This is a genomic window from Ferrovibrio sp. GW821-FHT12F09 (assembly GCF_058806775.1).
The window spans coordinates 156,613-169,110 of record NZ_JBXAPZ010000002.1; the positions used below are offsets into that span (position 1 = coordinate 156,613).

Annotated in this window: 14 protein-coding genes and 1 riboswitch; of the genes, 9 read left to right on the forward strand and 5 right to left on the reverse strand. The window is 63.7% G+C overall.

Features of this window, described 5'->3' with window-relative positions; translation table 11 throughout:
- Positions 1 to 3: 3 nt before the first annotated feature.
- Entirely contained in the window at positions 4 to 921 is a 918-nt protein-coding gene (locus AC1ROB_RS13660) for a LysR substrate-binding domain-containing protein (RefSeq protein ID WP_492970594.1), read from the reverse strand.
- A 98-nt stretch (positions 922 to 1,019) separates the two neighbouring features.
- Here AC1ROB_RS13660 and AC1ROB_RS13665 point away from each other — a divergent pair, with 98 nt between their 5' ends.
- Positions 1,020 to 1,922, forward strand: coding sequence for a DMT family transporter (locus AC1ROB_RS13665; protein ID WP_492970593.1), 903 nt, complete (start codon positions 1,020 to 1,022; stop codon positions 1,920 to 1,922).
- 55 nt (positions 1,923 to 1,977) lie between these two features.
- Here the strand turns inward: AC1ROB_RS13665 and AC1ROB_RS13670 are convergent, their stop codons facing one another.
- Both AC1ROB_RS13670 and AC1ROB_RS13675 read right to left on the reverse strand, forming a co-directional pair.
- Positions 1,978 to 3,663 carry a thiamine pyrophosphate-binding protein gene (locus AC1ROB_RS13670; RefSeq protein ID WP_492970767.1) on the reverse strand — a complete coding sequence of 562 codons (1,686 nt, stop codon included), beginning with the start codon at positions 3,661 to 3,663 and terminating at the stop codon, positions 1,978 to 1,980.
- A 25-nt stretch (positions 3,664 to 3,688) separates the two neighbouring features.
- Entirely contained in the window at positions 3,689 to 4,012 is a 324-nt protein-coding gene (locus AC1ROB_RS13675) for an NIPSNAP family protein (RefSeq protein WP_492970592.1), read from the reverse strand.
- Positions 4,013 to 4,164: 152 nt separating this feature from the next.
- Here AC1ROB_RS13675 and AC1ROB_RS13680 point away from each other — a divergent pair, with 152 nt between their 5' ends.
- The 6 genes from AC1ROB_RS13680 to AC1ROB_RS13705 all read left to right on the forward strand — a co-directional run bounded on the left by AC1ROB_RS13680 (position 4,165) and on the right by AC1ROB_RS13705 (position 9,720).
- Entirely contained in the window at positions 4,165 to 5,352 is a 1,188-nt protein-coding gene (locus tag AC1ROB_RS13680) for a pyridoxal phosphate-dependent aminotransferase (protein ID WP_492970591.1), read from the forward strand.
- Positions 5,353 to 5,531: 179 nt separating this feature from the next.
- Entirely contained in the window at positions 5,532 to 5,870 is a 339-nt protein-coding gene (locus AC1ROB_RS13685; RefSeq protein ID WP_492970590.1) for a P-II family nitrogen regulator, read from the forward strand.
- Positions 5,871 to 5,984: 114 nt separating this feature from the next.
- Entirely contained in the window at positions 5,985 to 7,394 is a 1,410-nt protein-coding gene (gene glnA / locus AC1ROB_RS13690) for a type I glutamate--ammonia ligase (protein ID WP_492970589.1), read from the forward strand.
- Positions 7,395 to 7,546: 152 nt separating this feature from the next.
- On the forward strand, positions 7,547 to 8,188 hold the full coding sequence (locus tag AC1ROB_RS13695) for a tetratricopeptide repeat protein (protein WP_492970588.1): 642 nt from the start codon (positions 7,547 to 7,549) through the stop codon (positions 8,186 to 8,188).
- A gap of 153 nt (positions 8,189 to 8,341) precedes the next feature.
- On the forward strand, positions 8,342 to 9,322 hold the full coding sequence (locus AC1ROB_RS13700; protein ID WP_492970587.1) for an MBL fold metallo-hydrolase: 981 nt from the start codon (positions 8,342 to 8,344) through the stop codon (positions 9,320 to 9,322).
- Positions 9,323 to 9,408: 86 nt separating this feature from the next.
- A complete protein-coding gene (locus tag AC1ROB_RS13705) occupies positions 9,409 to 9,720 on the forward strand; it encodes a ferritin family protein (RefSeq protein ID WP_492970586.1) in 312 nt (103 codons plus the stop codon).
- Here the strand turns inward: AC1ROB_RS13705 and AC1ROB_RS13710 are convergent.
- Entirely contained in the window at positions 9,717 to 10,103 is a 387-nt protein-coding gene (locus AC1ROB_RS13710) for a RidA family protein (RefSeq protein WP_492970585.1), read from the reverse strand. The genes AC1ROB_RS13705 and AC1ROB_RS13710 overlap by 4 nt on opposite strands.
- Positions 10,104 to 10,114: 11 nt before the next feature.
- Positions 10,115 to 10,801 (reverse strand): DJ-1/PfpI family protein, encoded by a 687-nt coding sequence (locus AC1ROB_RS13715; RefSeq protein WP_492970584.1) that lies wholly within the window; start codon positions 10,799 to 10,801, stop codon positions 10,115 to 10,117.
- A 29-nt stretch (positions 10,802 to 10,830) separates the two neighbouring features.
- Positions 10,831 to 10,913, reverse strand: a riboswitch (ZMP/ZTP riboswitch).
- Between the two features lie 170 nt (positions 10,914 to 11,083).
- On the opposite strand from AC1ROB_RS13715, the gene AC1ROB_RS13720 reads away from it, so the two are divergent.
- Positions 11,084 to 11,875, forward strand: a complete 792-nt coding sequence (locus AC1ROB_RS13720; RefSeq protein ID WP_492970583.1) for an aldolase — start codon at positions 11,084 to 11,086, stop codon at positions 11,873 to 11,875.
- Positions 11,876 to 12,055: 180 nt separating this feature from the next.
- The gene (locus tag AC1ROB_RS13725; RefSeq protein ID WP_492970582.1) at positions 12,056 to 12,451 is read left to right on the forward strand and encodes a hypothetical protein; all 396 of its coding nucleotides are present in this window, start codon (positions 12,056 to 12,058) and stop codon (positions 12,449 to 12,451) included.
- Positions 12,452 to 12,498 lie beyond the last annotated feature (47 nt).

Consider the following 12,498-nt stretch of genomic DNA (forward strand, 5'->3'; position numbering starts at 1 on the left):
CCGTTATGCGTCGTCTTTCAGAAATGCTTTCAGCGCCGGCTGCGACACCGCCGCCAGTGCGGCCAATCGTCCGGCCAGCTGGGCCGCGGCGGGCCGCAGCTGCCCCTGCGGCCGGTCAAGCCAGTATGAAACGGAGTTCAGCGCCGTGCGATGATCCACCGCGGCAATGCGGCCCTGCTCGATATCGATATGAGCCAGCGGCGGCCGCGCCAGCGCGATCCCCAGTCCGCAAGCCGCCGCATCCAGCACAAGATTGTAATCTTCGAAGCGGCGGTCCTGGGCGCGCGGGCGATAGTCCAGCCCCTGGGCATTCAGCCAGGCGCGCCAACCGGTGGCGCTGGAATCATGGATCAGCGGATAATCCAGCAGGCGCTCGGGCCTGCCCTTGCCGATCTTTGCCGCCAGCGCGGGCGAAGCGACCGGGAAGCAATGTTCTTCGAACAGCTGCAGCGATATGCGGCCCGGCACCGAACCGCGACCGCAGCGGATGGCAAGGTCGACGCCCTCGTCTGCCAGATCGACATGGCGATGATCGATCAACAGCTGCACGCGCAGCTGCGGCGGCCCGGCTTCCAGCCCGGCCAGACGCGGCATCAGCCAGCGGCCGGTGACCGACGGAATGGAGTTGAGCCGCACCACGGCTGAGCCGCGCGGATCGGTCCAGCGGTCGCCATAATCGGCAATCAGGGAAAAGGCCTCGCGCGTGCGCTGGTAGAGGCGCTGGCCATCCGGCGTCAGGCCGACCCCGCGCGCCTGCCGGTCGAACAGCCGCACATTGAGCCAGCGCTCCAGCTTGGCGACCTGCCGGCTGATGGCGCCATGGGTCAGGTTCAGGGTCTCGGCCGCGGCCGAAAAGCTGCCCAGCCGGGCGGCGGCCTCGAAGGCGCGGAGCGTATCGAGCGGGGGGAGCTGGGCTGGCAAGCTGTGATCCATACGCACAGCTGACCCTCGATCTGTTCGATTGTCAATCAGCTGGTTCCGCCCGATGTCTAGGGGACTGGAACCACTGGAGTTTTGCCATGTCCGCCGCCTGCGACGCCCTGCCCGCCACCCCTGTCCGGCCCCGCCTGGATACCGTCACCATCGCCGCGGTCGCCATCACGGTGATCGCCTGGTCCTCGGCCTTCCCCGCCATCCGCGCCGGCCTGGCTGGTTTCGGCCCGCTGGAACTGGGCGCAGCCCGTTTCGTCATCGCGGCCCTGCCGGCGGCCCTGTTCCTGGCCATCACCCGGCCGGCGCTGCCACAGCTGGCCGAGGCCTGGCGCTTCGTCTCGGGCGGCCTGCTGTTCGTCGCGCTCTATACGGCCCTGCTCAACATGGGCGAGATGACCGTCACTGCCGGCGCTGCCAGCTTCATCATCAACGTCAATCCGATCATCACCGCGGCATTGGCCATGGCGCTGCTAGGCGAACGCTTCAACATCTATGGCTGGATCGGCACGGCGCTGTCCTTTGCCGGCATCGGGCTAATCGCGCTCGGTGATTTCGATACCCTGCAACTCGATACCGGCGCGCTGCTGATCCTCGGCGCAGCACTATGCACCGCCGTGAACATCATCGTGCAGAAGCCGCTATTCGCCCGCCACAAGCCGCTGACCGTCTCGGCCTGGAATATGGTGATCGGTGCGTTGTTCCTGCTGCCTTGGCTGCCCAGCGCCGCAGTCGAGGCGCAGGCAGCTTCCACCGGCATCCTGCTGTGGGTGCTGTATCTCGGCGTGGTGCCCAGCCTGATCGCCTATGGCAGCTGGACGGTGGCGCTGTCGCGTCTGCCGGCCGCACGCGCCGCCAACTTCATGTATTGCGTACCGCCGACGGCGACGCTGATGGGCTGGCTCTGGCTTGGCGAAGTGCCGACCATGCTCGGCCTGATCGGCGGTGCATTGGCGCTGGGCGGCGTGGTGATCGTGAATGTGAAGAAGTAGGCAACAAAAAAGCCGGACGCCTTCGCAAGGCGTCCGGCTTTCTCATGGTCGTATCTTAGCGATCGCTGTGATGCGCCTTGGCCTTCACGGCCGCTTCGCGGATCTGGGTGAGCGTCATGCGCGGGGTGAGCGCTTCCGGATCCAGCTTGATCTCGATGATCGATGGCTTGCCTGAGGCCTTGGCGCGTTCGAAGGCTGGTGCGAACTCTTCCGTCTTCAGCACCGTTTCGCCATGGCCGCCGAAGGCACGCGCATAAGCCGCGAAATCCGGGTTCTTCAGTTCCGTCCCGCTGACACGCGCCGGGTATTCGCGCTCCTGATGCATGCGGATGGTGCCGTACATGCCGTTGTTGACCACCACCACGATGATGGCGGCGTCATACTGCATGGCGGTGGCGAATTCCTGCCCGGTCATCAGGAAGCAGCCGTCGCCGGCAAAGGCCACCACCGTGCGCTGCGGATTGGCGATCTTGGCCGCCACTGCTGCTGGCACGCCATAGCCCATTGAACCCGAAGTCGGCGCCAGCTGGTTGGTATGACGGCGATAGCGGTGGAAGCGATGCAGCCAGGTGGCGTAATTGCCGGCGCCGTTGCACAGCACCAGGTCCGCGCCCTGCGTTTTGGTCAGCCACTTCACGATATCCATCATCTGCACATCGCCGGGCGACGGCGGCACGGTCTGCCAGGCTTCGTAATCAGCGCGCAGCTGTCGGGTATCGGCGGCCCAGGCCTTGCCATCCACCGGTCCCATCTTCAGCAGCGCACCGGCAAAGCCGGCCGCGGACGCATTGATCGGCAGCTCGGCGGTATAGACGCGGTTAAGCTCCTCGGCGCCGGCATGCACATGCACCAGCGTCTGACCCGGCAGCGGGATATCGATCATGGTGTAGCCGCCGGTGGTCATCTCGCCCAGCTTGGCGCCCATCACCAGCAGCAGATCGGCGTCCTTGATGCGTGCCTGCAGCTTTGGATTGATGCCGATGCCGACATCGCCGACATAGTTCGGCCAGTCGTTGTCCAGGTAATCCTGGCGCCGGAAGGATGCACCGACCGGAATACCGGAGGTACCGGCCCAGGTCTGCACCTGCTCGCGCACGCTCTCGCTCCAGCCCGAACCACCGACGATCATCATCGGCTTCTTCGCCGCCTGCAGCAGGCTTTTCAATTTCGCCATCTGCGCATCGGATGGATGTGCCTCCACCGGCTGCACAGCCTTGCCGTCCGGTGTTTCAACCACATCGGTCAGCATGTCTTCCGGCAGCGCCAGGACGACCGGGCCGCGGCGGCCCGACATCGCCACGCTGAAGGCGCGGCTGATGAATTCCGGGATGCGGGCGGCATCGTCGATCTGCGCCACCCACTTGGCCATCTGGCCGAACATGCGGCGATAGTCGATTTCCTGGAAGGCTTCGCGCTCGATCATGTCGCGGCCGACCTGACCGATGAGAAGGATCATCGGCGTCGAATCCTGATAGGCCACATGTACGCCGGCCGAGGCGTTCGTCGCACCGGGCCCGCGTGTCACCATGCAGATGCCGGGCTTGCCGGTGGTCTTGCCATAGGCATCGGCCATCATCGCCGCGCCGCCTTCCTGGCGGCAGATCACGAAACGCATGTGGTTGGTATGGTCATGCAGACCATCGAGCACGTTGAGGAAGCTCTCGCCCGGCACGCCGAAAATGGTATCGACGCCCTGGATGCGAAGCTGCTCGACGAGGATATGACCGCCACTGCGTTTCATCACGCGTACTCTCTGCTGGTATGGATTAGCGCTTGATCGGCGCGAAGGCCGCCGGGGTCATCAGCTGGTTCACCTGGTTGATCAGATACCCTGCCTCGCCGCTCGCCTTGATGAAGGCCTGCCACTCCGGATCAGCCTGCATGCCGGCGCGCTTGGTCTCGCGATCGCCGGCATTCTCATAGGCCCAGATATGGATATAGGTGTTGATCGGGCCGGTCTCGGTGACCATGAAGGCGACCGGCTGGCCCAGATGGCGGGTCTGCGGCTTGAAGCCAAGCTTTTCGTAGAGTTCGAGCTGCAGCTTGATGGTGCCGGGACGGCAGGTATAGGTGCGGACATCGAGCAGCATGGGGATTTCCTTGCAGGGTGTTATGAGGCTGAGAACACTAGGCAAGCCCGCCTGCCCTCGCAAGGCGCCGGCCTGCATTTGTGAGGTCGCCCTGCCTTGTTTGCCCGCCGGAATCCCGGCATAAGCAGACGGGTTACAGCGGGAGGAAAAGCATGCAGATTGCCGCGCGGATGTCGCGTCTGGGCTCGGAGAGCGCCTTCGAGGTTCTCGCACGTGCGAAAGCCCTGGAGGCCCAGGGTAAGAGCATCATCAACCTCGGCATCGGTCAGCCCGATTTTCCCACCCCGCCGCATGTGGTCGAAGCCGCCATCAAGGCGCTGCGCGACGGCCATCACGGCTATACACCGGCGAATGGCATCCTGCCTCTGCGCGAAGCCGTCTGCGCCGAGATCGCGGCACGCTACAAAGTCAGCGTCTCGCCCGACCGCATCGTCGTGGTGCCCGGCGGCAAGGTGACAATGGCCACCGCCATCGAGATGTTCGGCGAACCCGGCGCCGAGATCATGTATCCCGATCCCGGCTTCCCGATCTATGAATCGCTGGTCAACTACACCGGCGCCAAACTCGCCGGTTACCCGCTGCTGGAGAAAGACGGCTTCGCCTTCCGCGCCGACGATCTGCTCGCGCGCATCACGCCGGCCACGCGGCTGCTCATTGTCAACTCGCCGGCCAATCCGACCGGCGGCGTCGCGCCCGCATCGGAAGTGAAGAAACTGATCGAAGGCCTGCAGCGCTTCCCCCATGTCACCATCATGGCCGACGAGATCTACTCGCGCCTGGTGCTGGATGGCGACGGCGCTTACGCCAGCTTCATCCCGTATCTCGATCAGTTGCAGGATCGCCTCATCATTCTCGAAGGCTGGTCGAAGACCTATGCCATGACCGGCTGGCGTCTGGGCTGGGGCTTGTGGCCGGCGCGGCTGGCCGAACTGGCCACCAAGCTCGCCATCAACACCCATTCCTGCGTCAACGCGCCGACGCAGTTCGCCGGCATCGCCGCACTGACCGGACCGCAGGATGCCGTGGAGGAAATGCGGCTGGCCTTCCGCCGCCGCCGCGATCTCTGCGTCGCCGGGCTGAACAAAATCCCCGGCATCAGCTGCATCAAGCCCGAAGGGGCGTTCTACGCCTTCCCCAACATCACCGAAACGGGGTTGAACGCGCGCCAGATGCAGGATGGGCTGCTGGAACAGGCCGGTGTCGCCACCATCGCCGGCACCAGCTTCGGCAGCCATGGCGAAGGCTATATCCGGCTGTCGTTTGCTGCCTCGGATCAGGCCATCAGCGAGGCCCTCGGTCGCATCGCTGACTTCCTTAGCCAGAAAAAGCCGAAACATTAGGCTGTTTTCAGCCTATATATTAATCAAATAGGGTATTTTCTATGCAAAACAGCCCGAACACTTACCCACACCCCCCGCCATAGTGGGGAATCCCGCAGGTTAAACCCGGGTTAATGCTGGCATAGAGTGTGCATTGCAAACCCCGTCATTTCCATTCCGGCCAAAGTGTTGTCGCACCCATGAAAAAGATCGAAGCCATCATCAAGCCGTTCAAGCTCGACGAAGTGAAGGAAGCCCTCCACGAAATCGGTCTGCAGGGCCTCACGGTCACTGAAGCCAAGGGTTTCGGCCGCCAGAAAGGCCATACCGAGCTGTATCGCGGCGCCGAATACGTCGTCGATTTCCTGCCCAAGGTGAAGATCGAGGTCGTGCTGGACGAGAGCATGGTCGAGAAGGCCGTCGAGGCCATCACCCAGGCGGCCCGCACCGGCCGCATCGGCGACGGCAAGATTTTCATTTCCACTGTCGAAGAGGTCATTCGCATCCGCACCGGTGAAAAGGGCGCGGAAGCGGTCTGACGGCGGAGCAGGAACTCTCCGCCTCTACCACCAAATCTCATCGAGTATCGCCCGTCAGGGGCTGCCCTCCGTGAGTCATTTTAAACCAGGGAAGAACGAGCAGGAAAAACAGCCATGGCTGATGCAAAATCCATTGTGAAGCAGTTGAAGGAAAAGGAAGTCAAGTACGTTGACTTCCGGTTCACCGATCCGCGTGGCAAGTGGCAGCATGTCGCCTTCGACATCACCATGATCGACGAAGCCACCCTGAAGGAAGGCATCATGTTCGACGGTTCGTCGATCGCCGGCTGGAAGGCGATCAACGAGTCCGACATGCTGCTGAAGCCGGACTTCGACAGCCTCACCTACGATCCCTTCTCCGCCCAGACCACCGCCGTGCTGTTCTGCGACGTGCTGGAGCCGCATGAGGGCACCCCGTACAACCGTTGCCCGCGCTCGATCGCCAAGGCGGCCGAAGCCTACATCAAGACCAGCAAGACCGGCGACGTGGCCTATTTCGGCCCGGAAGCCGAGTTCTTCGTCTTCGATGACGTGCGCTTCAAGACCTCGATGAACGAAACCTTCGTCTACCTCGACGACATCGAAGGAGACTACAACTCGGGCAAGAGCTACGAAGGTGGCAACATGGCCCACCGCGCCCCGATCAAGGGCGGCTACTTCCCGGTCGCCCCGCTCGACCAGGGCGGCGATCTGCGCTCGGAAATGCTGTCGACCATCGCCGGCATGGGCGTGACCGTCGAAAAGCACCATCATGAAGTGGCGAACAGCCAGCACGAGCTGGGCATCAAGTTCGCCACCCTGCTGAAGTCCGCCGACAGCATGCAGATTTACAAGTACTGCGTGCACAACGTGGCCCATGCCTGGGGCAAGACCGCGACCTTCATGCCGAAGCCGATCAAGGGCGACAACGGCTCGGGCATGCACGTTCACCAGTCGATCTGGAAAGCTGGCAAGCCGCTCTTCGCCGGCAACAAGTATGCTGGCCTCAGCGAGATGGCGCTGTTCTACATCGGCGGCATCATCAAGCATGCCAAGGCGCTGAACGCCTTCACCAACCCGCTGACCAACAGCTACAAGCGCCTGATCCCCGGCTTCGAAGCCCCGGTGCTGCTCGCCTACTCGGCGCGCAACCGTTCGGCTTCCTGCCGCATCCCGTTCGGCGCCGGCGAGAAGGCGAAGCGCGTCGAGGTCCGCTTCCCCGATCCGGGCGCGAACCCCTACCTGGCATACTCGGCCATGCTGATGGCCGGTCTCGATGGCATCAAGAACAAGATCCATCCCGGCCCGGCCATGGACAAGAACCTGTACGACCTGCCGCCGGAGGAACTGAGCAAGGTTCCGCAGGTCTGCGGCTCGCTGCGTGAAGCCCTGGAAGCCCTGGACAAGGACCGCGCCTTCCTGAAGGCCGGTGGCGTGTTCAACGACGACTTCATCGACGCCTACATGGAACTGAAGTGGGAAGAGGTGTACGCCTTCGAGCACACCCCGCACCCGATCGAGTTCTCGATGTACTACTCGGTCTAAGAACGACCTTCCCTGGGCTCACGGCTTTCAGCAGCCGGGTGTCCAACGAGCCCCGCCGGTTCCTGCCGGCGGGGCTTTCTTTTTGCCCTTCCGTTCGCCCCGTTCAGCCCATAGACTCAGGTCGTCGCCATTTGCGATGGGGGAAGACAACAATGCGGGCATCGCTCGCCCTTCTGGTGCTGACCGTGCTGACCGCCGGCTGCGCCAGGGATTTCGGGACCACCAACATGGCGCGCTACCATGATGCCGGCATGCGCGCCGAGCAGAGCCGCGACTATTCTGCGGCCGAAGAGAATTACGAACGCGCGCTGGTCTGGGCCGGCACCGAAAAGGTGCCGCCGGCCCTGCTGTCGCTCAACCTCTACAATCTCGGCCGCATGAAGGGCCATGGCTGCAAGTTCGAGGAGGCGCGCGAACTGCTGCTCACCTCGCTGGCGCTGGAGGAAAAAACCAGCGGCCCGGCCAGCGTGCAGATCTCGCGCCGCCTGTTCGAGCTGGCACGCCTGTTCTACGACCGCCGGCACTATGCCCAGGCCTTGCCCTATTACGCCGAAGCCGTGCCGATGGTGCGCCGGCTCGGGCTGGAAGGCGACGATCCGGCCAACCTCGCCGATGCCATGCAGGAATATGCCGCTGCCCTGCGCCAGACCGGCGACCTGCGCACCGCAGCCGGCATGCAGGCGGATGCCGAGGCCCTGCGCACACGCTTCCCCGACCGCCCGCGCAGCTATCTCATCACGCGCTACACCCTGGCCTGCCGGGGCACCGCCGTGGCGCAGCAGGGGCGCGCCTGAGCCTTCATCCGGTGACCGCCGTCACTGTGCTCTGCATGTGGCATTGCCCTGCCGCGAGATCGGTCTAGCGTCAGGACGACCATGCACCGCCTTGCCGCCCTCCTCCTGACCGCGATGGTCGTCAGCAACTGCGCCCCGCGCACTGAGACCCAGATGCCCGACAAGCCTTATCACCATCTGAGCGATGGCCGCTTCCGCAACCCGCAGGACTCGATCCCCGTCGAGCCACCGGGCTTTGGCGATCTGGTGCCCTTCTGGTGGAGCATGGTGCTGGCCGGTTTCAGCACAGAAGCGATCCCCGACGGCCATGTGCTGCCGGCCGCCGAGGTGCAGGCCGGCATAGCCCGGCATCACAATGCCGACAGCCTCACCTGGCTCGGTCATGCCGCCTTCCTGATCCGCATCGGCGGCGCCACGCTGCTCACCGATCCCTATCTCTCCGACCATGCGGGACCGTTCAACCGCTTCGGCCCGAAACGCTATGTGCCGCCGGCGCTCAATCCGCAGACCCTGCCGCCGATCGACATCCTTACCGTCAGTCACAATCACTACGACCATCTCGATCTTGCCGCCCTCGATGCGATGCCGAACAAGACCAGGATCAGCATCGTCGTGCCGCTCGGCCTGGGCCGCTATTTCACCGACCTGGGCTATACCGACGTCACCGAACTCGACTGGTATCAGAGTGTCGAGCGCAAAGGCGTCACCGTCACGGCAACACCGGCGATCCATTTCTCGCGCCGCGGCCTGTTCGATGGCAACCGCACGCTCTGGGCCGGCTTCGTCTATCGCGCCGGCGACAAGCGCCTGTTCTTCTCGGGCGACACCACCATCGGTCCGGTCTTCCGCGAGATCGGCGAGAAACTCGGACCCTTCGATCTCGGCCTGGTCGGGATCGGTGCCTATGAACCGCAGAGCATCATGCGCGGCAGCCATACGACGCCGGAACAGGCGGTGGAAATCGCGCGCCGCGTTGGCGCACGGCGCATGATCGGCATGCACTGGGGCACGGTACGACTGAGCGAGGAACCGCAGTTCGAAGCACCGGATCGCCTGGCGAAGGAAGCCGCCATCATGGGCTATCACCCGGATGAGGCCGGGGTGATGAAGATCGGTGAGACCCGGGCCTTCTGACTCTTGGCCTTCTGAGGATTATTCTCAGAAGGAACTTTGCGGGATTCCGGCCATTTCTAAAGGGACCTTCAGCCTCAGGAGTCCCCATGTCCAGCGAAGACCTGCATGTCCCCCGCGAACGCCTCAGCAAGGAGGCGCTGCACCTGCATTACGCCATCACCTCGCTGATGGAGGAGATGGAGGCGGTCGACTGGTATCGCCAGCGTGCCGATGACTGCGACGACCAGGCCCTGAAAGCCATCCTGCTGCACAACATGCGCGAGGAAATGGAGCATGCCGCCATGGTGATCGAATGGCTGCGCCGCAACAGCAAGGACTTCGAAAAGCAGCTGAAGGACTACCTGTTCACCGACAAGGATATCACCAAGCAGGAAGCGGAAGCGACCGGCAAGGCCTAGGCCGCCGCCACGATCTCCAGTTCGACCAGCCATTCCGGCAGCAGGGTCTGCACCACGATGGCGGTGGTTGGCACGACACGTCCCTTCAGAGCGGCTAGGCGCGCATTCTGGTTCGCTTCCGCATAGGACACATCGCGCAGGTAGCTGGTGATGCGCACGATGCTGTCCACCGTCATGTCGGCGCTGGCCAGAATCGTGCGCAGGTTCGACCAGATCAGCACCAGCTGCTCGTCCAGCGTCTTGCCCGCCGCGCCACTCTCGTCCAGCCCCATGGTGCCGGCGACGTAAAGAAAGCGCGTCGGATTGCGCACCTCCAGGGCGTGGATGTAATCCGGCGTCGCGGCATAGACGCCCGTGGTCGGGTTGCGCTGAATCGTTTCCATGGTTTCTCCTCTCAAGGCTTGAGCCGCGCCAGCGCGCGGGCATCGGTCTCCGCCATCGCCGCGGCATAACCGCCCAGCCGTCCGCGCAAAGTGGCCACCGTTTCCGGTGCCGCGGTCTGCGGGCTGCCGCCATAGGGCGGCTGTGGCTCGTATTCAATCTGCAACTGAATCTCGCGCGCCGCCTGTTCGCCGGCCAGCACCGCCACCAGCGCCAGGCCGAAATCGATACCGGCCGTGACGCCGCCGCCGGTGACACGGTTGCGGTCGGTCACCACGCGCTCCGCCACCGGTATGGCGCCGAAAGCGCCCAGCCGTTGCAGCGACATCCAATGCGTGGTGGCGCGATAGCCCTGCAGCAGGCCGGCCGCGCCCAGCACCAGCGCACCGGTGCAGACCGCCGTGACATACCGGCAGGTCTTCTCCTGTATGCGCAGGAAATTCAGCAGCGCCGCATCTTCCATCGCCTGCAGATGCCCCGGCCCGCCCGGCACGCAGATCACGTCCAGCGGCGGACAATCGGCATAGCGGGTGGTTGGCAGGATGGTCAGTCCGGCGCTGGCGCTGCGCACCGGCTGCAGGTCATGGGCCAGCAGATGGCACTGCGCATCCGGCAGCTTGGAGAACACCTCCCACGGCCCGGTCAGGTCGAGCTGGGTCAGATTGGGAAACAGCGCGAAACCGATATGCAGCGCAGACATGAGCACCTCCATGGCAGAACGGATTGTCAGAGCGATGCCCAGGCGAGCGGCAGACCGGCATCCGCGTTCCCCGGTGGTGGTCCACCTTGTCTCGCCAGTCGCGCGGATGTTGCCAGTCTGGCGCAGCCGTCGCAGCCCGGCAACCGTGGAATTGTCAGCATTCATTCCGTCATCCCCCCGGAAGCGGGCATCCCGAGCAACGGTAGTCTGGGTTCCCGCTTTCGCGGGCACGACGAAAGTGAGAAACTGGATCTCATATCAGTTCAGAAGAACGGACCGCCCATGGCCCACGCCCTTTCCTCCGACGCCCGACCGCTCAGCGGCCATAACCGTCCCGACCTGCAGACCGATGCGATCCGCCAGGCCCGCGTCGATCTCGCCGCCTGCTTCCGCATGGCCGCGAAACTCGGCCTGCATGAAGGCATCTGCAACCACTTCTCGGCTGTGCTGCCCGGCCATGACGATCTGTTCCTGGTCAATCCCTATGGCCGGGCCTTCAGCGAAGTGACCGCCTCGAACCTGGTGATCTGCGATTTCCACGGCAATGTCGTCGAGGGCGACGGCGTGCCGGAAGCCACCGCCTTTTTCATCCATGCCCGCATGCATCTGAACGTGCCGCGCGCCCGCGTCGCCTTTCACACCCACATGCCCTATGCCACGGCGCTGTGCATGACCGAAGGCAAGCCGCTGCTGTTTGCCGGCCAGTCGTCGCTGAAATTCTATGGCCGCACCAAGGTCGACGGCCATTACAACGGCCTGGCGCTGGATACCTCGGAGGGCGACCGTATCGCCGCCGCCGTCGGCGATGCCGATATCGTCTTCATGAAGCAGCACGGCGTCATGGTGCTGGGCAAGACCATCGCCGAGGCTTGGGACGACCTCTACTACCTGGAACGCGCCTGCCAGGTGCAGGTGATCGCGCAGTCGACCGGCCGTCGCCTGGTGCCGGTCGATCCCGACATCGCCGAAGCCACCTACCGGCAGATGCGCGACGGCGATGGCGAATCCGCGCGCCTGCATCTGGAGAGCATCAAGCGCGAACTCGACCGCGAGCAGGCGGATTATCGCGCCTGATTCTACAGCCATTGCGAGCGGGAAGACCCGGCTTTGTCCAGATTTATCAATGGATGGAATGGCGGATTTTTACCCTTTATGAGTGCATATTCCCCTTGAAACGCGAGAATTGTTTTCGATAAATTGCAACTGAGGCTGGGTGGTCAGCCTCGAGGCAAATGAACGTTCTTTGGGGGAATAATGAAAAATTTGGCTGTTTTCACGGCCGTCATTGCGCTTGCCGCGGTGACGGGGTGCTCCACGATTGTGGAAGGCACTTCTCAGACCCTGTCATTCAACTCCGACCCGGCCGGCGCATCCTGCAACCTGATGCGGAATGGCTTGCCGATCGGCAAAGTTGTAACGCCGGGCGCCGTGCGGATCGACCGCACCAAGCATGGCATCGAGGTCACCTGTGAGCTCGATGGGTATGACAAAAGCACCACCTTCCTGAAATCGCATGCCTCGGCTGCAACCTTCGGCAACATCATTGCTGGCGGCGGCATTGGCTGGGCGATTGATTCCGCGGCCGGCGCCGACAACAAGTACGACGATGCGACCTTCATCACGATGAAGAAAAAGCTGGCGGGCCTCTAAGCCGTCACGGTCGGGCGCAACCGCCCGACCGACCCGTTGCGGGCAGC

Excerpts from the sequence above, each read along its gene's own strand:
- AC1ROB_RS13700 (WP_492970587.1), top strand. The coding sequence starts at position 8,342 with ATGCCCGACAAGCCTTATCACCATCTGAGCGATGGCCGCTTCCGCAAC.
- AC1ROB_RS13695 (WP_492970588.1), top strand. The coding sequence starts at position 7,547 with ATGCGGGCATCGCTCGCCCTTCTGGTGCTGACCGTGCTGACCGCCGGC.
- AC1ROB_RS13670 (WP_492970767.1), bottom strand. The coding sequence starts at position 3,663 with ATGAAACGCAGTGGCGGTCATATCCTCGTCGAGCAGCTTCGCATCCAG.
- AC1ROB_RS13675 (WP_492970592.1), bottom strand. The coding sequence starts at position 4,012 with ATGCTGCTCGATGTCCGCACCTATACCTGCCGTCCCGGCACCATCAAG.
- AC1ROB_RS13665 (WP_492970593.1), top strand. The coding sequence starts at position 1,020 with ATGTCCGCCGCCTGCGACGCCCTGCCCGCCACCCCTGTCCGGCCCCGC.
- AC1ROB_RS13715 (WP_492970584.1), bottom strand. The coding sequence starts at position 10,801 with ATGTCTGCGCTGCATATCGGTTTCGCGCTGTTTCCCAATCTGACCCAG.
- AC1ROB_RS13685 (WP_492970590.1), top strand. The coding sequence starts at position 5,532 with ATGAAAAAGATCGAAGCCATCATCAAGCCGTTCAAGCTCGACGAAGTG.
- AC1ROB_RS13710 (WP_492970585.1), bottom strand. The coding sequence starts at position 10,103 with ATGGAAACGATTCAGCGCAACCCGACCACGGGCGTCTATGCCGCGACG.
- AC1ROB_RS13680 (WP_492970591.1), top strand. The coding sequence starts at position 4,165 with ATGCAGATTGCCGCGCGGATGTCGCGTCTGGGCTCGGAGAGCGCCTTC.
- AC1ROB_RS13705 (WP_492970586.1), top strand. The coding sequence starts at position 9,409 with ATGTCCAGCGAAGACCTGCATGTCCCCCGCGAACGCCTCAGCAAGGAG.
- glnA (WP_492970589.1), top strand. The coding sequence starts at position 5,985 with ATGGCTGATGCAAAATCCATTGTGAAGCAGTTGAAGGAAAAGGAAGTC.
- AC1ROB_RS13725 (WP_492970582.1), top strand. The coding sequence starts at position 12,056 with ATGAAAAATTTGGCTGTTTTCACGGCCGTCATTGCGCTTGCCGCGGTG.
- AC1ROB_RS13720 (WP_492970583.1), top strand. The coding sequence starts at position 11,084 with ATGGCCCACGCCCTTTCCTCCGACGCCCGACCGCTCAGCGGCCATAAC.